Genomic DNA, 18,328 nt, shown 5'->3' with positions numbered 1-18,328 from the left:
AGCCGGACGCGCAGGGAGGACCACGGGCGGAGTAAGCCCTTGGAAGCGCTGGTGCTGGGCATGAGACCCTCGATACTTGTTTGTACGTGCATGTTATTTGCCGCTACAAGATCCGCTGGAAGAATCGGGCGGAGGACTGAAGCTTGCATGAACATGTATCTTGTTGTCAACGCGCCGCCTGAGAGGGAGCTGCCCATGACGACCACGATCTCCTATGCGTCGGCCGCCTCGTCCGACCAGGCCATGTGGGGGAGGGTCCTCGCCCTGCACGCGCACGTGGAGCGCCAGCTCACCCAGGCCCTGCAGCGCAGGCACGGCATAGGCCTCTCCGAGTTCCGTGCCCTGGAGTGTCTCGTGCAGGCCGAGGACGGCGAACTGCGCATGCAGGAACTCGCCGACAAGGTCGGGCTCGGGCAGAGCTCGGTGACGCGGCTGGTGGGGCGGCTCTTCGCGGCCGGCTTCGCCTTCCGGGACCTGTGTCCCGACGACAAACGCGGTGTCTACGCCGTCATCACCGACGAGGGCAGGCGGCGCTACACGGACGCGCGCGGCACCTACTCCGAGGTCCTGAGCGCGGCGTTGAACACCGCCGGTGCCGGCCCCGAGCTGGCCGGTACGGTCCAGGCGCTGCGCAGCGCGCTCTGACGACGCCGTCGTCCCGGCCGGCTCCGTCCGACGGGAAGCCCCTTGCCGAAAGCCGTCCTCCGGGACGGCTTTCGGCATTTCCGCACTCGGCGGGGTGTGCCCGGATGAACGCCCGGCTCCGTGCGGCGCGCTCTTTCTTAAGCGTGGTGACGCCTCGGTGAAAGCCGCTTCAACGGCCCGAAACACATAGTTCATCAAGCAAACTTGACGCTCTCATATGTCTATTGGCCGGTGATGTGCATCACTGATGACGGGCATATGTACATGCTTGACTCTGCATGCATCGCATGTACGGTTAGTCGCGGATCGATCACGGGGGAGTGATGCGGAGCCGGCCGAGCTGATGGCTGCCGGGCTCCGCGGGTTCTATGGCGCGACTCAAGCGCCGTCACCCCTCTTGTCATGTCGCTTTCGCATGGACTGGTGCACGAAGTGGGGGAAACTGTGCCATCACCACGCCTATTTGACGCACTCGCCGCGCACGCCCGGCGCCGGCCCGACCAGGTGGCCCTGATCCGGGGCGAGCGCCGGATGACGTACCGCCGGCTGGTCGGCCTCGCCGAGGAGCTGGCCGGCGCCCTGGACGGACTCGGGCTCGACCGGCGGCAGCCGCTCTGTGTGCCGGCGCACAAGACGCCCGAGACGATCGCCCTGCTCATCGGCGCCTTCCGGGCCGGCTACGCGGTTCTGGCGCCCTCGCCCGAACTGGGCCCCGCCGCCCGGGCGGCACTCGCCGCGCAGGCCCGGTGCTCCCGGACACTGACCGTCGACGACCGGGGAGTGATCGACACCGCCCCGGTCGCGCCGGACGAACAGGCGGCCCGGGACTTCGACACCGCGGACCCCGCCGCCGCGCCCCTGCTGCTCACCACCTCCGGCTCCACCGGCACCCCGAAGATCGTGCCCGTCCCGGGCGACGGCTTCGACCGGTTCGCGGACTGGGCGACCGGCCGGTTCCGCCTCACCGGGCAGGACACCCTGCTCAGTTACGCACCCCTCAACTTCGACCTCTCCCTGCTCGACGTGTGGACCGCGCTCCGGCTGGGCGCCCGGGCCGTTCTCGTCGAGCAGGAGTACAGCGCGGACGCGCGTCACCTGCAGGACCTGATCACCCGGCACGAGGTCACCCTCGTCCAGGGGGTGCCCATGCTGCACCGGCTGCTCGTCCAGGACGGTGCCGTGCATCCCGCGGTCCGCACAGTCGTCTTCACCGGGGACGCGCTGCCGGAGGCACTGCTGCGGCAGCTCGGCACGGCCTGCCCCGGCGCCCGCTTCCACAACGTCTTCGGGTGCACCGAGACCAACGACAGTTTCGCCTACGACGCCGACCCCGCGGCCGCCGGTGCGCAGACCCCCATCGGCCGGCCGCTGCCCGGAGTGCGGGCCCTGCTGCTGGACGGCCAGGGACGGGTCCTCGACGGTCCCGGCACCGGCGAACTCCTCGTGACCACACCGTTCCAGACCGCCGGCTACCTGCAACGCTCCCGCAACGAAGGGGTGTTCGTGGCCGCCCCCGACGGCGGCGGCGAGGTCTTCTACCGCACCGGCGACCTCGTCACCCGGGACGCCGACGGCCTGCACTGGCTGCAGGGGCGCACCGACTTCCAGGTCAAGGTCCGCGGGGTGCGGACCAACGTCCAGGAGGTCGAGAACGTCCTGGCGGCCCACCCCGAGGTCGCCGAGGCCGCCGTCGTGGCGATCCCCGACCCGGAGGCCGGCTACCGGCTGCACGCCCAGGTGACCCGGCGGCCCGGCACCTCGCTCACCTCGCTGAGGCTGCGCTCGCACAGCGCCGAGCGCCTGCCCCGCCATGCCATCCCCTCCTCCGTGCACGTGGGCGACGCCCCGCTGCCGCGCACGTCCACCGGAAAACCCGACCGCAACCTCATCAAGGCAGCACGACAGAAGGGAAAACCCGCATGACCTCCCTGGCGGACGAGATTCGCGGCTATGTGGTCGCCGAGTTCCTCGACGGAGAGGACACGGCGGACCTGACCGCCGAGTTCGACCTGATCGACAACGGCGTGGTCGACAGCCTGGGCGTGGTCCGGATCGTCTCGCACCTCTCCCGGACCTATGCGATCCCGATCGACGACATTCCGCTGACCCCGGACAACTTCCGCAGCATCGGCGCCATTTCGGCGTTCGTCGAGACCACGACGAAGACCGCCGCCTGAGCCGGTTTCCGGATTTCCGCGGAGAACCCGGAACGAACTCCGGAGCGCTCCAAAAAAAGCCCTCCGGACGAACCCCTCACACACCAGGAGACACGCATGATCGTCCGCAGCACCAGCGAGCTCGCCGCCGTCGAGTGGGGCAACGGCACCAGCCACCGCCTGCTCACCGAGTCCGACGGCATGGGCTTCACCGTGTGCGAGACGCTGGTCCGCAAGGGCACCACGAGCGCCCTGCAGTACCGCCGCCACCTCGAAGCCTGCTACTGCACGGGCGGTTCCGGCGAGGTCGTCACCGCGTCCGGTGAACGCTACAAGATCACCGAGGGCACCATATACGCCCTCAACGAGAACGACGCGCACTATCTCGTGGCCTCCGACTACGAGGACCTGAGACTCATATCCGTGTTCAGCCCGGCCCTGCGCGGCGACGAGAAGCACACGCTGTCTCCCGACGGCTTCTCCCAGTACTGAGTTCCGTGATCCGGGGCCCGCCCCGCCGGCCGCGGCGCGGGCCCCGGCCCCGACCAGCGACGTACCGGAAGGCAGCACACGTATGACACCCGCACCGTCCGCACCGCGGACCACCGGCACCGGCACGGACACCGGGCCGGACCCGTACACCCTCGTCGCCCCCTGGGCGGACGAGCTCAACCACGACGTCGAGGAGTGGGACGCCCGCGCGGAGTTCCCCTGGGAGAAGTGGAAGACGATCCAGCGCTCCGGGCTGCTCACCGTACCGTTCGAGACGCGGTACGGCGGCCGTGGCGGCACCCTGACCGACACGATGCGCGCCCTTGAGGGCCTCGGGCACACCTGCCGCGACGCCGGCCTCGGCTTCTCCGCCTCCACTCAGATCGTCAGCGTCGGCGTCCCGCTGCAGGCGTTCGGCTCCGAGGAGCTCAAGGACCGCTTCCTGCCCCCGATCGTCACCGGTGACCTGATCACCGCGCACGCCATCACCGAACCGGGCAACGGCTCCGACGCCCTGAACATCTCCACCACCGCGACCAGGGACGGTGACGACTACGTCATCGACGGCGGCAAGATGTTCATCACCAACGCCCCGATCGCCGACCTCTTCCTGCTGTACGTGCGCACCGGAAAGCCCGGCCCGTTCGGCCTGAGCGTCTTCCTCGTCGAGCGGGACACCCCCGGCCTCAGGGTCGGCGAGCCGCTCGGCAAGATGGGGCTGCGCACCTCCCCGCTGAGCGAGGTGACCTTCGAGCGGCTGCGCGTGCCCGCCACCCGGCGCATCGGCCAGGAGGGCGCCGGCTTCCTGGTCCTCGACCACGTGATGAAGCGGGAGATCCTCTTCTCCTTCTCCCTCACGCTCGGCGAGATGGAGCACCGGCTGGAGCGCGTCCTCAAGTACGCCAAGTCCCGCCGTCAGTTCGGCGAACCGATCGGCGCCTTCCAGGGCGTCTCCCACAAGATCGCGGACATGAAGATCGCGGTGGAGACCGCCCGCAAGTGGCTCACCGACACCGGCGCCAAGGTGGCGTCCGGCCAGGACGCCGCGATCGACGTCGCCGCCACCAAGACCGTGGTCAGCGAGGCCAACAAGCGCACCGCGCTCGACGCCGTCCAGATCTTCGGCGGCCAGGGCTATCTCACCGCCACCGGAATCGAGCGGGACGTCCGCAACGCGGTCGGCGGAACCATCTACTCCGGCACCAGCGAGATCCAGCGCAACCGCATCGCCTCCCTCCTGGGCCTGTGAGCCGGAAGCTGACGAAAGGGCCACCATGAACGCACTCACCCCGGACGACCTGCGCCGGCTCACCGCGCCCACCGAGTTCCTCGACTACGAGAGCGAGCCCGTCCAGACCTTCGTCGACGAGGCGGTCACCGACCGCGGCGCCGACAAGCGCCGGCTGGCCGTCGAGCTCTACCACGCCGTCCGCGACGACGTCTTCTACGAGGTGTACGGCGCCGACCTGTCCGAGCAGGGACTGCGGGCCAGCCACACCGCGGCCGCCCGCAAGGGCTTCTGCCTGCACAAGTCGGCGCTGTACGCGGCGGCCTGCCGGGCCGTGGGCATTCCCGCCCGCGTCCACTACGGCGACGTGCGCAACCACCTTGCCTCGGACCGGCTGCGCGCCCACATCGGCGGCGACGTCTTCTTCCACGGCCTCAACTCGGTCCACCTGGACGGCAGGTGGGTCAAGGCCACCCCGGTCTTCAACAAGATCCTGTGCCGGCTGTACGGCATGAAGCCGCTGGAGTTCGACGGCACCGCCGACAGCCTGCACCACCCCTTCGACGACCAGGGCCGCCAGAGCATGGAGTTCCTGACCGACCACGGCGGCTTCGACGACGTTCCCTACGAGTTCGTGATGGCGAACATGCGCCGCAAGCACCCCGGCTTCCTGAACGCCGACGGCACCGGCACGGTCCGCGGCGGCTCCCTGGCCGCCGAGGCATCCGCCTGATGCGGCCCGGCCACCCCGACGACCTCCACGACTACGACCTCCACGACTACGGCCTCTACGACGGGGAGACACGGAGATGAGCACCATCCGAGCCCAGCAGGACGGCTGGGAAGCACGGGCGCGCATCGGCCTGGTCGTACCGCACGCGGACGTCGGCCCGGAGTCGGAGTTCCAGGCGATCGCGCCCGAGGACGTGTTCGTGCACGGCTCGCGCGTCCACTTCGGCGCCATGCGGGCCGGCGGCGAGATGGACCCGAAGATCCCGCACGACCCGGTGCGGGCCTTCGTGGAGCCGCCGCACATCGACAACGCGGTGGAACTGCTGGCCGCCGCCCCGCTCGACGCGATCGCGCTGGGATTCACCAGCTCCGCCTACGTCCTCGGGGCGGCCGGCGAGAAGGACCTGTTCGCGCGGCTCGCCCGGGTCACCCGAGGACTGCCGCTCACCGGCACCACCACGGCGGCCGTGACCGGTTTCACCGCGCTCGGCGCCCGCCGGATCGCCCTCGTCAACCCGCCGTGGTTCGACGACCGGCTGTCCGGGCTCGGCGCCGACTACTTCACGGAACAGGGCTTCGAGGTCGTCCACCACGGCCCGTGCGGGCTGCCCAGCAACCAGAAGCTGATCACGCCCGGGGCCCTGTCCGAGTGGATCCGCACCACGGTCGCCGGGCACCGGCCCGACGCCGTCCTCGTGGCCGGCAACGGCATCCGCGCGGTGGGCGTCGTCGACGCCCTGGAACAGGAACTGGGCTTCGCGGTCCTGACCGCCAACCAGGTCCTGTTCTGGCACGCCCTGCACCTGGCCGGAGCGGCCGGAGCGGCCCACGGGATCACCGGGTACGGGCGGCTGTTCTCCGCCGAGCCGCGGGGCGGCGCGGCATGAGCCTGCTGGCGGCCGACGGGCACGTGGCCCTGTTCGTCACCGACGAGGGGGACGCCCGCCGGGTCCCCCTCGTCTGCTGGCGCGACGACGGCACCTCCGTCCACGGCATGGTCCTCTACCGGGGCGCCCTGCGCCGGGCCGAACACGTCCCCGGCTTCCGCCGCTACGCCCACCCCCTGGAGGACGACACGCCCGTGCCCCGCACGGGGGCGCCCGAACCGGCACCCATGTGACCGGGCCGCACACCCGTCTGTGATCATTCCGATGTCGTGGAGCGGGAACCTCCGGCCCCGGAATTCCCTCTCACGAGTCGAAACAGAGTGTTCACAGCGTGTGCATGGTCCTGGACGGACGGCTGCGATCACCATCGGTCCAGGACCATGTGCCGTCGTCACACCGGGGGATCCGTATGCCCAGCCGCCGCCGTTTCCTCACCGGGGCCGCCGCCGCGCCCGTCGCGCTCGCGGCGGTCGCGGGGTGCGAGGACGGGGACGGGGCACAGTCGGCCGCCGAGCAGCCCCGGCACACCGTCAAGCCCGCCGTGGCGGCCCCGGCCGCGCAGCACCCGTCCGGCCGGCTCAACTTCGTCGTGATCCTCGCCGACGACCTCGGCTACGGCGAACTCGGCTCCTACGGCCAGCAGCTGATGCACACCCCGCGTCTGGACACCCTCGCCGCCGAGGGGCTGCGCTTCACCCAGGCCTACGCGCCCGCCCCGGTGTGCGCGCCCTCGCGCTGCTCGCTGCTCACCGGCCTGCACGGCGGGCACGCGACCATCCGCACCAACCCCTGGGGACCCGGCGGCCAAGGCGCCCTCACCGACCGGGACTTCACGTTCGCGGAGGCACTCAGGGCGCTCGGCTACCGCACCGGCCTGATCGGCAAGTGGGGCTTCGGACCCAACATCCCGGGCATCACGCCGAGCCACCCCAACGCCCGTGGCTTCGAGGAGTTCTACGGCTACCTCACCCACCACCACGCCCACGACTACTTCCCCGAGTACCTGTGGCACAACGGCACCCGCGAGGAGATCCCGGCCAACAAGGGCGGCGCCCAGCAGGTCTACGCACCCGACCTCATGTCCGAGCGTGCCCTCGGCTTCCTCCACACCCACCGGGACGAGCCGTTCCTGCTCTACCTCGCCCCGACCCTGCCGCACGCGCCCAGCAAGGACCCGCACGTCGGCGAGTACGCCGACCGCCCCTGGACCGGTCCCAACGAGCGGCACGCCGCCCAGGTCACCAGCTTCGACACCCTCGTCGGCGACGTCACCGACAAGCTCACCGCGCTCGGCCTCGCCGACAACACGGTGGTCCTGATCACCAGCGACAACGGCCCGCACGAGGAGGCGGGCACCGACCCCGACCTTTTCGACGGCAACGGCCCGCTGCGCGGCTACAAGCGGAACCTGTACGAGGGCGGCATCCGCGTCCCGTTCATCGCCTGGTCCCCGCGGCATGTCAAGGCCGGCACCACGGACCGGCCCACCCCGCTCACCGACCTGCTGCCCACCCTCGCCGAGCTCGCGGGCGCGCCCGCCCCCGCGGACGTCGACGGCCTCTCCGTCGCCCCGCTCCTGCGCGGCTCCGCCGACACCGCCCGCCACGACAGCCTCTACTTCTACCGCAACCACGACGGCGTCACCGCCCGTCAGAACGCCGCGGACCACGGCCGCGGCGACCGGCTCGCCGAAGCCCTGCGGCAGGGCGACCTCAAGGCGGTCCGGTTCGCCCCCGGCCAGGACCGCCGCGCCCCGGACGACCAGTGGGACGTGGAGCTGTACGACCTCGCCCGGGACCCCGGCGAGGAGCACGACCTGGCCGCCGCCCGGCCGGCCCGGGCGGACGCGCTGGTGAAGCTGATGCACGCGTCGTGGGCACCGGTGTACCCGCGCAGGCCCTTCGGCGTGACTCTCGAAGTCAGCGGTGGGGGAACGGAGTTCACGGTCACCGCCACGCTCGCCAACGGTTCCGCGCGTCCCTGGAACGCCGCCCGGCTCGCCCTCGACACCCCGAGCGGCTGGACGGCCCACGCCCGGGACACGGCCACCGCGCCCCGCCTGGACCCCGGCGAACGCCTCACTGTCCACTGGCGCGTCAGCCGCCCCCAGGTCTCCACCGCGACGACCCTCACCTGCCGGGGCACCGCCCACCACGGGGACGACGAGGTCACCTACACGGCGACGGCGACGGTCAGCTGATCAGCGTCGGCCGCTCACCACGCACCCGCGCCGGTACCGCCCACCACTGGTCCGGGCGGTCCACGACCGGCGCGTCCGGACCGGTGTCGAGGTACCGGGCGAGGCGCAGCAGGTACGCCGCGATGCCGGCCGCGCCCTGCATCCAGGAGGTGCCCGGCGGCAGCAGCGGGGACTCGATGCGGTACTCCACGAACCGCCAGCGGGCGCCGGCCCCGTCCCTGACCGCCCGCTCCACCAGCGCGTCCCCCATCCGCACCGCGCCGCTCACCAGCGTGTCCGCCCTCGGCGTCCCCGCGGTGTCCTGCGCGGCGTCGAGGAGGACGTCCCCGACGCCCGCCGTCCCGCAGCAGCGGCCGTCGTTGTCCCAGAACCCGGGGCGCAGCCGCTCCGGGAGCCCGGAGGTGAGGATCGAGGTCAGGCAGCGCTGCCGCAACTCCTCGACGTCGTGCCCTGCCACCTCGGCGACGCCCGCGTGGCCGAGCGCCGCGAACAGGTGCGAGGTGCCCGCCGGGCCGTGGCACCAGGTGTACGTCACCGGCTCGACCTCCCGCTTCGACGGCGGGATGGTGTGCGGGACGACGAAACCGCCGTCCGCGAGCGAGCCCATGGCCAGCACATGGCGGGCCGCGTCCACGGCGGCCGCGACGAAGTCCTCGCGGTGCAGCGCCGCGCCCGCCACCGCCAGTGCGGCGCCCACTCCGGCGGCGCCGTGCGAGTAGTTCGGGCAGCGCCACTCCGTACTCGGCGAGATTCCCCAGTCCAGGCCCGCCTCCGTGCGGTCCGCCATCCGAAGCAGGGCCTCGCCGCCGGTGGTCGCGATCGCTTCCGCGTACTCGCCGCCCGCCCAGACGGCCGTCATGACCACGCCCGCGACGCCCATGATGATGTCGGTCAGAGGTGCGTCGGAGTCCGGTACGAAGGTGGTGGTCGTCGGCCAGCCCTCGGGGGTCGCCAGCTCGGCCAGCCGCCGCAGCACGACGGCCTCGCTGCCCGGGGCGAGGAGCCGCAGCGCCGTGGCGTGGCCCGCCAGGCCGATGTAGAGGGAGGGTTCGGCCACGAGGGGTGCCTGCGCCGACAGCCTGCTCACGATCCCGGCCGCCAGGGCCTGTTCCGGCCCGCTCCGTGTCCGGTACCGCGCGATCTCCGCCAGCGCCGGGGCCAGGCCCGCGATGCCCGAGTACAGCGAGTCCCGGTCCTCGGCGGGTGCGAGGTTTCCGGGCTCCTCCTCCGGCACCGACTCCGGCAGCCAGGGACCCCCGTCCTCCCGGACCTGCCCCAGCACCCACGCCCAGGCGGCCTCGCCCAGCTCTCTGTACACGTCACTCGTCGTCACCCGGACACGCTACCCGGCCCGGCCCGCCGTCCCGTCCGGCTGCCAGCCCAGCGCCCGGGAGATCCCGCGGGCCGCCAGCCGCACCGCCGGGACCAGCACCGGTACCTGGGCGTCGGCCTCGGGCACCACCACCGAGACGGCCGCGACCACCTGTCCGGTCGCCCCGCGCACCGGAGCCGCCACCGACAGCGCGTCGTCGGTGACCTGACGGCTGCTCACCGCTGCACCCGTACGCCGGACTTCGGCCAGCGAGCGCCGCAACCTGTCCGGATCCGTCACGGTGTACGGCGTGAAGGACGCCAGCGGGCCCGCGCAGTAGTCCTGTTGGAATTCGGGTGTCTCGTGGGCGAGCAGGGCGAGCCCCACTCCGGTCGCGTGCAGCGGCCAGCGGGCGCCCACCCGGATGTGCACGCCCACCGCCGAGCGTCCCGACAGCCACTCGATGTAGACGACCTCGGACCCGTCCCGCACCGCCAACTGCACGTTCTCGTGGGTCGCTTCGTACAAATCCTCCAGGTACGGCAACGCGATCTGACGCAGCGCCAGACCGCGCGGCGCGAGCGCGGCCAGCTCCCAGAGCCGCAGGCCCACGTGGTAAAGGCCGTCCGAGTCCCGTTCCAGCGCGCCCCATGCGGTGAGCGCCCCGACCAGCCGGTGCGCGGTGGTCAGGGAGAGCCCGGCCCGGCGGCTGATGCCGGACAGGCTCAGCGCCGGATGCCCGTGGTCGAAGGCGGCCAGCACCGCGAGCAGCCGGTCGGGCGCGGACCGGGCGGCCGCGGTCATGGCCGGTCGGCGGCGCGCAGCAGCAGGGCGTGGAGCGTGGCCCGCTCGGCGGGGTCGAGCGGGCCCAGCAACTCGTTCGTCACGCGCTGGCCCGCCTCGTCGGTGTCCCGCAGGAACCCCCGGCCGGTCTCGGTCAGGACGACGATCCGGCTGCGGCGGTCGTCGGGGGAGGGGCGCCGCTCGGCGAAGCCCAGCTTCTCCAGGTCGTCGACCAGGCCGACGATCGCGCTCGGGTCGTAGCCGAGCCGGGTGCTCAGCTCCCGCTGGAGCGAGCCCTCCGAGCCGGCGAGGAAACGCAGCACGGCGTAGTGGCGCAGCCGCAGCCCCGACTCCTGAAGGAACGTGTTGAAGAGCTGGCCCGAGCGCAGACCCAGGCGGTACAGCAGGTAGCCCGTGTCCGCGTGCAGCCCGCGCATCCACGGCTCGTCGGCGTCGATCGAGGTCGGGTTCTCGGTGTGCTGGCCGGTGATGGCGGTCTCCCTGGTACGGGCCACGGGGGCGGGGCGGGCTGTCGGACAGATTCCAGCATGAGGCACCCGTAGGTCGGCAACAACTATTGACGACAACAATTATTGCTCTTAGCTTCGATCACGAAAGCCGCAGGTGGCCCCCGGGGCCACCATCGTCGTCTGTGAAGGGACCGACCGTGCCCACCATCGATCTCACCGGCAAGGCCGCCGTCGTCACCGGCAGCGGCCGGGGCCTGGGCCTCGCCTATGCCCACGCCCTCGCCGCCCACGGCGCCTCAGTGGTCGTCAACGACGTGGACGAGGCCGTCGCCGACCAGGCCGTGAAGTCCATCGCCGAGGCCGGCGGCACCGCCGTGGCCGAGGTGGTCCCGGTCGGCACCGCCGAGGCCGCGGACCGGCTCGTGAGCAGGGCGGTCCACGACTTCGGCCGCCTCGACATCCTGGTCACCAACGCGGGCATCCTGCGCGACAAGGTGCTGTGGAAGATGACCGACGACGACTTCGACGCGGTGATCGCCACCCACCTCAAGGGCACCTTCACCTGCGCCCGCGCGGCCGCCGTCCGGATGCGCGAGCAGGGCGAGGGCGGCACCCTGATCCTGGTCGGCTCCCCGGCCGGCCAGCGCGGCAACTTCGGCCAGACCAACTACGCCGCCGCCAAGGCCGGCATCGCCGCCATGGCCCGCACCTGGTCGATGGAGCTGGGCCGGGCGGGCATCACCGTCAACGCGATCGTCCCGGTGGCCGCCACCGCGATGACCGAGACCATCCCGGCCTTCGCCCCGTACGTCGAGGCCATGAAGAACGGCGAGCCGCTCCCGGACCTCCTGCGCAAGGGCGAGGGCTTCGGCACCCCCGAGGACTGCGCGGCCCTGGTCCCCTTCCTGGCCTCCGAGGCCGCCCGCTCGATCACCGGCCAGGCCATCGGCATCGGCGGCGACAAGGTGGCACTCTGGTCGCATCCCCAGGAGATCAGGGCGGCCTACGCGGACGGCGGCTGGACCCCGGACACCCTGGCCGACGCCTTCCCCACCTCGGTCGGCGCCGAACTCCAGACGGTCGGCATCCCGGCGCCCAAGCTCCCGGAGGCGTGATGGACATCGAGGCTCTCACCGCGATCGACGTCCACACGCACGCCGAGGTCTCCTCCCGGGGGCACTCCTCCCTCGACGACGACCTGCACGCCGCCTCCGCCGCCTACTTCAAGGTCGAGGGCGCGCGGAAGCCGACGATCGAGGAGACGGCCGCCCACTACCGGGAGCGGAACATGGCCGCCGTGATCTTCACGGTGGACGCCGAGTCCGCGACCGGCACCGCGCCGGTACCGAACGAGGAGGTCGCCGAGGCCGCGGCCGCCAACTCCGACGTGCTGATCCCCTTCGCCTCCATCGACCCGTTCCGGGGGAAGGCCGGTGTCCGGCAGGCCCGCCGCCTGGTCGAGGAGTACGGGGTGAAGGGGTTCAAGTTCCACCCCAGCATCCAGGGCTTCTTCCCGAACGACCGCGCGGTGACGTACGGCCTCTACGAGGTGATCGAGGAGACCGGCACCGTCGCCCTCTTCCACACCGGCCAGACCGGCATCGGGGCCGGCGTCCCGGGCGGCGGCGGGATCCGGCTGAAGTACAGCAACCCGCTGCACGTGGACGACGTGGCGGCCGACTTCCCGCACCTGAAGATCATCCTGGCGCACCCGTCGTTCCCCTGGCAGGACGAGGCCCTCGCCGTCGCCACCCACAAGCCGGGCGTGCACATCGACCTGTCCGGCTGGTCGCCGAAGTACTTCCCGCCGCAGCTGGTGCAGTACGCCAACACGCTGCTCAAGGACAAGGTGCTGTTCGGCTCCGACTTCCCCGTCCTCACCCCCGACCGGTGGCTCGCCGACTTCGAGAAGCTGCCGATCAAGGACGAGGTCCGGCCGAAGATCCTCAAGGAGAACGCCGCCCGCCTGCTCGGGCTGACCAAGTCGTAAGGGGCCGCAGATGCGCAACGAGGGACTGGGGTCATGGCCCGCACGCCGGGCCCGCAAGACCCCGCACCGCACGGCACTGGTGTTCGGCGGGCAGCCGACCGACTACCGCACACTGCACGCACGCACCACCCGCCTGGCCCACGCCCTGCGCACCCGGGGCATCCGCCGCGGCGACCGCATCGCCTACCTCGGCCCGAACCACCCCGCCTACCTGGAGACCCTGTTCGCGGCCGGCACCCTCGGCGCGGTCTTCGTCCCGCTCAACACCCGCCTGGTAGGGCCCGAGATCGCCTACCAGCTCGCCGACTCCGGCGCGAAGGCCCTCCTCTACGGTCCCTCGCACGCCGGCCTGGTCGCCGGCCTGCCCGGCACCACCGACGTCCGGACGTACGTCGAAGTGGGCCCGGAGTACGAGGAGTTGCTGGCGGCCGCCGCCGACGACCCGATCGACGAACCCGTCGTGCCCGACGACACCTGCATCATCATGTACACCTCGGGGACGACCGGGCGCCCCAAGGGCGCGATGCTCACGCACGGCAACCTCACCTGGAACGCGCTCAACGTGCTGGTCGACACCGACCTGATCGCCGACGAACGCGCCCTGGTCTCGGCCCCGTTGTTCCACACGGCGGGCCTCAACATGCTCACCCTCCCGGTCCTCCTGAAGGGCGGCACCTGTGTCCTGGTGGAGGCCTTCGACCCGGAGGCCACCTTCGACCTGATCGAACAGCACCGGATCACCTTCATGTTCGGGGTCCCCACGATGTTCGACCAGGTGGCCCGCCACCCCCGCTGGCCGGACGCCGACCTGTCCTCCCTGCGCATCCTCACCTGCGGCGGTTCCCCGGTCCCGACTCCGCTGATCGCGGTCTACCAGGAACGGGGGCTGACCTTCCTGCAGGGCTACGGCATGACCGAGGCCGCACCCGGCGCCCTCTTCCTCGACGCCGAGCACGCGATCAGCAAGGCGGGCTCGGCCGGCGTACCGCACTTCTTCACCGACGTACGGGTGGTACGGCCCGACCTGACTCCGGTCGACGTCGGCGAGCCCGGCGAGATCATGGTCCGCGGACCCCATGTCATGCCCGGCTACTGGGGGTTGCCGGAGGAGACCGCGGCCTCCTTCGCGGACGGCTGGTTCCGCAGCGGGGACGCGGCCACGGTCGACGAGGACGGCTACGTCTTCGTCGTCGACCGCCTCAAGGACATGATCATCTCCGGGGGCGAGAACATCTACCCCGCCGAGATCGAGGACGTGCTCCTCGCCCACCCCGGCATCGTCGAGTGCGCGGTGATCGGCGTACCGGACGACAAGTGGGGCGAGGTGCCGCGTGCGGTGGTCGTGCCCCGCGAGGGTGTCGTCCTCGACCCCGACGAGGTGCTCGCCTCGCTGGCCGGGCGGCTCGCCAAGTACAAGGTCCCCAAGTCGGTGGTGCTCGCGGACGAACTCCCGCGCACCGCCTCCGGAAAGCTCCTCAAGGCCCGTGTGCGCAAGCGCTACGGCACTCCCGACTCCTAGCCAAGGAAACCCACATGACCGTCACCGTCAACGGCCTCGACGAACTGAAGAAGCTCGCGGGCAGCGACCTGGGCACCAGCGACTGGATCGAGGTCACCCAGGACCGCATCGACACCTTCGCCGACGCGACCGGCGACCACCAGTGGATCCACGTCGACCCGGAGCGGGCGGCCGCGGGCCCCTTCGGCGCCCCGATCGCCCACGGCTACCTCACCCTGTCGTTGTTCATCCCCCTGTTCACCGAGCTGCTGGACGTCCAGGGCGTTACCACGAAGGTCAACTACGGCCTGAACAAGGTGCGTTTCCCGGCCCCGGTGAAGGCCGGCTCCCGGATCCGGCTGGCCGGCCGGCTGGCGGAGGTCGAGGAGGTGCCGGGCGGCGTGCAGATCGTCGTCGACGGGACGATCGAGATCGACGGCGGCACCAAGCCCGCCGCCGTGCTGCAGAGCCTGTCGCGGTTCTACGCCTGACCGGTGAACCTCGCCGATCACTCTTCACCCGCTCGGGCGCAGCCACCTCACCCTTCACATACCCGGTGAGCTGCGGAAAGAAAGTGAGTGGGAAAATGCCCGCACCAACCGGCGGGCGTGGGGGTCCGGCTGGCTGTACCTTTCTCACAGTGACCTTCGTCGGATTTCCATGTCAGCGAAGGCCGCTGTCTCACACCTCACTTGATGCCCACTTAGGGAAAGCCGTGACCATTCCAGCAAGAACCACTGCAGTAACGACTGTAAAGTCGATGGTCGCCGCCGGGTCGCCCAAGGCCGCGCTGCGTCTTGACACTCCGTCCGACCCGAAGAGCGTCCGCGGAGTGCGCCGCGCCCTGGCGTCCACCCAGGCAGCCAGAGTGGCAGGGGTAACGTTCCAGTCCTCCATCTGAAGACGCGTCACTGAATCCGTCTGACCCTCCGTCATGGCCGGTCCCGTCATCCCGCTGCGCCAGCTGGTGCTCAAAGTGCACAGCCGGTGCGATCTCGCCTGCAGGCATTGCTATGTCTACGAGCACGCGGACCAGAGCTGGATGTCCCGGCCCAGGGTGATCGCCGAGGAGACCGTCTCCCGGACGGCACAGCGCCTGGCGGAGCACGCCGAGGCACATGGGCTCGCCTCCGTCCAGGTCATCCTGCACGGAGGCGAGCCGCTGCTGGCCGGTCCCGCCCGCTTACGGCTCGTCTGCGAACAACTGCGGACCGCTCTGCACGGTGTGAGCGAGCTCGATCTCCGTATCCACACCAACGGCCTCCAGCTCACCGAGCGTTATCTGGACCTGTTCGCCGAGTACCACGTCCGTGTCGGCATCTCACTCGACGGCGACCGTGCCGCCAACGACCGCTACCGCCTCTACCGCGACGGCCGCAGCAGTCACGACAAGGTGCTCGCCGCGATCGGCCGTCTCCGGCAGGACCGCTATCGCCACCTCTTCGCCGGCCTCCTGTGCACGGTCGACGTCCGCAACGATCCCGTCGCCGCCTACGACGCCCTGGCCCGGCTGCAGCCACCGCGCATCGACTTCCTCCTCCCGCACGCCACCTGGGACGCCCCGCCGCTGCGCCCCGAGGGCTCGGACACCCCGTACGCCGACTGGCTGCTCGCGGTCCACGACCGGTGGACCGAGCAGGGCTGCCCGATGCCGGTCCGGCTCTTCGACTCGGTGATCAGCACCCTCGGCGGCGGTCCCGCCCGGACCGAGTCACTGGGCCTGGAGTCGGCCGACGTCGTCGTGATCGAGACCGACGGCAGCTACGAACAGGCCGACTCCCTCAAGACCGCCTACGACGGTGCACCCGTCACCGGCAAGGACGTCGTCCATCACACCTTCGACGAGGTCTCCCGGCATCCCGGCATGGTCGCACGCCAGCACGGAATCGACGCCCTGTCCGCCCAGTGCCGCGAGTGCCCCGTGGTTCGCTCCTGCGGCGGCGGACTCTTCGCCCACCGCTACCGCGGCGACGGCAGCGGATTTGATAATCCGTCGGTTTTCTGTGCGGATCTGAAGCAGCTCATCGAGTCGCTGGGCGCCCGTACCGGAGTCGACGTCGGCCGCGCCGTCGACGGCTTCGACACCCTGGCGGACGGCTCCGACGACGGTACCGCGGTACGCGCCCTCGCCGAGGTCCGCCAGGGTGTCACCCTGGGCCTGCTGAAGGAACTCAACGCCGAGCCCGCCCGGCCCGCAGGGGAACTGTGGGAAGCCGCGTGGCAGCTCGCCCTCGACCTCCAGATGCGCGACGAGGCCCTGCTCGCCTCCTTCCTGTCGCACCCCTTCACCCGGCCCTGGGCGGTCCGCTGCCTCGACGACACCGCCTCCCCGGACCACCTGGCCTCCCTCGTGGCCGCCGTGGCCCTGCCCGTCGGCGCGGTGGACACCGTCGAGGTTCCGGTGGCCGCCGGATTCGTCAGTCTGCCGGGAGCCGGCCGGCTGCGCGTCGACACCGTCGACCGGACCGCCGCACTGACACCGGACGCCCTGCGGGGCATCCGCTGGGAGCCGGTACGACGGCTGCGGTTCGGGCGGTTCGACGTCGCCCTCGACGACATCGACCCGCACCGGGACTGCCTCGGCGTCCCGGTGCACTCCCGGTTGACGGACGACGAGGTCACGCCGTGGCATCAAGTCCTGTGCCAGGCAATCGAGTTGATTGCCGAGCGACTCCCCGGGGTCGCGGCCCAGATGGCAGCCGGGCTACGGGTGCTGACCCCGCTCGCCGCCCCGGCCGACCCGGCCGCCACCTCCGCCGGCGGCTTCGCGGCCCTCGGCCTGCACCTGCCCGAGGCCCCCGACCCGGCCCGCGTCGCCACCGACCTGGTGCGCGGTTTCCGGCTCGGCATCCTGGACGTCTTGCTCGACGAATGCGAGCTGTACGACGAAGCCGACACGCGGACCGGTGCCCTGCTGGCCGACACCTACGCCCGCGCCGCGACCGATGCCGTGGACACCATGGGCCGTCCGGCCGACCGCACCCGGGCGCAGTGGCGGAGGCTGGCGGGTGCCACCTCGCTGACCGCGCTCGGGCGGCGGTTCGTCGACGGCATCGGGCGGTCGCTGTGAGTGCCGGCGACGGCCACCGCGCGCTCGCCCGCGGCCTCGCGGAACTCGGTCTGCGCCCCGGGGCCACCGTCCTCGCCCATGCCTCCCTGCAGTGCGTCGGCGCCGGACCCGACACCGTCCTGGCCGCCCTGCTCGACACCCTCGGCCCTCACGGAACGGTCGTCGTACCGACGTTCACGGCCGGCAACTCCGACACCTCACCGTCGTACCGCAACCGCACCCGGGACATGACGGAACATCAACTGGACCTGCATCACACGCAGATGCCGGCCTTCGAGTGGGACCGGACGCCGTCCGAGGGTATGGGGCGGCTCGCCGAGGCCGTGCGGTGCAGTGCGGGGGCCGTGCGCAGTGCGCATCCGCAGACCTCCTTCGCGGCGCTCGGCATGCGGGCACGGCAGCTGACGAGCGGGCACGACGAGGAGTGCCATCTGGGGGAGCACTCGCCCCTCGCCCGGCTGGAACGGGCAGGGGCGCAGGTGCTGCTGCTCGGGGTGGGCTACGACGTGTGCAGCGCGTTCCATCTCGCCGAGTACCGGGTCGCCGAGCCGCCCCTGCGGGAGTACCGGTGCGTGGTGCTGCGGGACGGGGGGCGGACCTGGACGTCGTACAAGGACGTCGATCTCGACGACAGCGACTTCGCCGCCCTGGGCGCGGACTTCGAGGAACAGGTGCCGGTCGTCCGGCGCGGCGCGGTGGGCGCGGGGGAGGCACGGCTGTTCCCGCTCGCGGAGGCGGTGCGGTTCGCCGCCCACTGGCTGTCCGGAAATCGCCCGCACGGTGTTTCCCACGAGCCGTCACAAAACGCTGCGGGGTTCCTACACTGAGTGTCCGCGCCCCCGACGACGGAGGCGGGGATCGGGGG

At 71.5% G+C, this 18,328-nt stretch carries 18 protein-coding genes; 15 read left to right on the top strand and 3 right to left on the bottom strand.

The genetic code is table 11. The annotated features are described in order from the left end of the window. Positions 1 to 195: 195 nt before the first annotated feature. From SSP29_RS29740 to SSP29_RS29700, 9 genes are all read left to right on the top strand, one after another. On the top strand, positions 196 to 645 hold the full coding sequence (locus SSP29_RS29740; RefSeq protein ID WP_089103921.1) for a MarR family winged helix-turn-helix transcriptional regulator: 450 nt from the start codon (positions 196 to 198) through the stop codon (positions 643 to 645). Positions 646 to 1,089: 444 nt separating this feature from the next. Beyond that, positions 1,090 to 2,568: an AMP-binding protein gene (locus tag SSP29_RS29735; RefSeq protein WP_089103920.1), complete on the top strand. Its 1,479-nt coding sequence runs from the start codon at positions 1,090 to 1,092 to the stop codon at positions 2,566 to 2,568. Beyond that, on the top strand, positions 2,565 to 2,822 hold the full coding sequence (locus SSP29_RS29730; protein ID WP_089103919.1) for an acyl carrier protein: 258 nt from the start codon (positions 2,565 to 2,567) through the stop codon (positions 2,820 to 2,822). The genes SSP29_RS29735 and SSP29_RS29730 overlap by 4 nt, the downstream gene beginning before the upstream one ends. A 96-nt stretch (positions 2,823 to 2,918) precedes the next feature. Next, positions 2,919 to 3,293 carry an ectoine synthase gene (locus SSP29_RS29725; RefSeq protein WP_089103918.1) on the top strand — a complete coding sequence of 125 codons (375 nt, stop codon included), beginning with the start codon at positions 2,919 to 2,921 and terminating at the stop codon, positions 3,291 to 3,293. An 82-nt stretch (positions 3,294 to 3,375) separates the two neighbouring features. Beyond that, positions 3,376 to 4,542, top strand: a complete 1,167-nt coding sequence (locus tag SSP29_RS29720; protein WP_089103917.1) for an acyl-CoA dehydrogenase family protein — start codon at positions 3,376 to 3,378, stop codon at positions 4,540 to 4,542. Between the two features lie 25 nt (positions 4,543 to 4,567). Further along, a complete protein-coding gene (locus SSP29_RS29715) occupies positions 4,568 to 5,254 on the top strand; it encodes a transglutaminase-like domain-containing protein (RefSeq protein ID WP_089103916.1) in 687 nt (228 codons plus the stop codon). 76 nt (positions 5,255 to 5,330) lie between these two features. Further along, positions 5,331 to 6,140, top strand: a complete 810-nt coding sequence (locus SSP29_RS29710; protein WP_089103915.1) for a maleate cis-trans isomerase family protein — start codon at positions 5,331 to 5,333, stop codon at positions 6,138 to 6,140. Continuing rightward, positions 6,137 to 6,373: a DUF6253 family protein gene (locus SSP29_RS29705; RefSeq protein WP_089103914.1), complete on the top strand. Its 237-nt coding sequence runs from the start codon at positions 6,137 to 6,139 to the stop codon at positions 6,371 to 6,373. The genes SSP29_RS29710 and SSP29_RS29705 overlap by 4 nt, the downstream gene beginning before the upstream one ends. A gap of 176 nt (positions 6,374 to 6,549) precedes the next feature. Further along, entirely contained in the window at positions 6,550 to 8,340 is a 1,791-nt protein-coding gene (locus tag SSP29_RS29700) for a sulfatase-like hydrolase/transferase (RefSeq protein ID WP_089103913.1), read from the top strand. Here the strand turns inward: SSP29_RS29700 and SSP29_RS29695 are convergent. Genes SSP29_RS29695 through SSP29_RS29685 form a run of 3 tightly spaced genes read right to left on the bottom strand, consistent with a single transcriptional unit; the run spans position 8,333 to position 10,872 of the window. Then, positions 8,333 to 9,673, bottom strand: a complete 1,341-nt coding sequence (locus SSP29_RS29695; RefSeq protein ID WP_150135162.1) for a lanthionine synthetase LanC family protein — start codon at positions 9,671 to 9,673, stop codon at positions 8,333 to 8,335. The genes SSP29_RS29700 and SSP29_RS29695 overlap by 8 nt on opposite strands. A 9-nt stretch (positions 9,674 to 9,682) precedes the next feature. Continuing rightward, positions 9,683 to 10,456: an IclR family transcriptional regulator gene (locus tag SSP29_RS29690; RefSeq protein ID WP_089103912.1), complete on the bottom strand. Its 774-nt coding sequence runs from the start codon at positions 10,454 to 10,456 to the stop codon at positions 9,683 to 9,685. Then, on the bottom strand, positions 10,453 to 10,872 hold the full coding sequence (locus SSP29_RS29685; protein ID WP_089104129.1) for a MarR family winged helix-turn-helix transcriptional regulator: 420 nt from the start codon (positions 10,870 to 10,872) through the stop codon (positions 10,453 to 10,455). The genes SSP29_RS29690 and SSP29_RS29685 overlap by 4 nt, the downstream gene beginning before the upstream one ends. Positions 10,873 to 11,102: 230 nt before the next feature. On the opposite strand from SSP29_RS29685, the gene SSP29_RS29680 reads away from it, so the two are divergent. The 6 genes from SSP29_RS29680 (at position 11,103) to SSP29_RS29655 (ending at position 18,290) form a co-directional block, all read left to right on the top strand. Next, positions 11,103 to 12,020, top strand: a complete 918-nt coding sequence (locus SSP29_RS29680) for an SDR family NAD(P)-dependent oxidoreductase (RefSeq protein WP_089104128.1) — start codon at positions 11,103 to 11,105, stop codon at positions 12,018 to 12,020. After that, positions 12,020 to 12,895, top strand: a complete 876-nt coding sequence (locus SSP29_RS29675; RefSeq protein WP_089103911.1) for an amidohydrolase family protein — start codon at positions 12,020 to 12,022, stop codon at positions 12,893 to 12,895. The genes SSP29_RS29680 and SSP29_RS29675 overlap by 1 nt, the downstream gene beginning before the upstream one ends. 10 nt (positions 12,896 to 12,905) lie before the next feature. Beyond that, the gene (locus tag SSP29_RS29670; RefSeq protein ID WP_089103910.1) at positions 12,906 to 14,414 is read left to right on the top strand and encodes an acyl-CoA synthetase; all 1,509 of its coding nucleotides are present in this window, start codon (positions 12,906 to 12,908) and stop codon (positions 14,412 to 14,414) included. A 14-nt stretch (positions 14,415 to 14,428) separates the two neighbouring features. Beyond that, a complete protein-coding gene (locus tag SSP29_RS29665) occupies positions 14,429 to 14,884 on the top strand; it encodes a MaoC family dehydratase (RefSeq protein WP_089103909.1) in 456 nt (151 codons plus the stop codon). A gap of 443 nt (positions 14,885 to 15,327) precedes the next feature. Further along, positions 15,328 to 17,463: an FxsB family cyclophane-forming radical SAM/SPASM peptide maturase gene (locus tag SSP29_RS60980; protein WP_089103908.1), complete on the top strand. Its 2,136-nt coding sequence runs from the start codon at positions 15,328 to 15,330 to the stop codon at positions 17,461 to 17,463. After that, positions 17,460 to 18,290, top strand: a complete 831-nt coding sequence (locus SSP29_RS29655; protein ID WP_089103907.1) for an AAC(3) family N-acetyltransferase — start codon at positions 17,460 to 17,462, stop codon at positions 18,288 to 18,290. The genes SSP29_RS60980 and SSP29_RS29655 overlap by 4 nt, the downstream gene beginning before the upstream one ends. The last annotated feature ends 38 nt before the right edge of the window (positions 18,291 to 18,328 follow it).

Source organism: Streptomyces hyaluromycini (assembly GCF_002217755.1).
Lineage (GTDB): Bacteria > Actinomycetota > Actinomycetes > Streptomycetales > Streptomycetaceae > Streptomyces > Streptomyces hyaluromycini.
The sequence above is the reverse complement of the archived record's forward strand: the minus strand, read 5'-3'. Positions and strand labels throughout refer to the sequence as shown.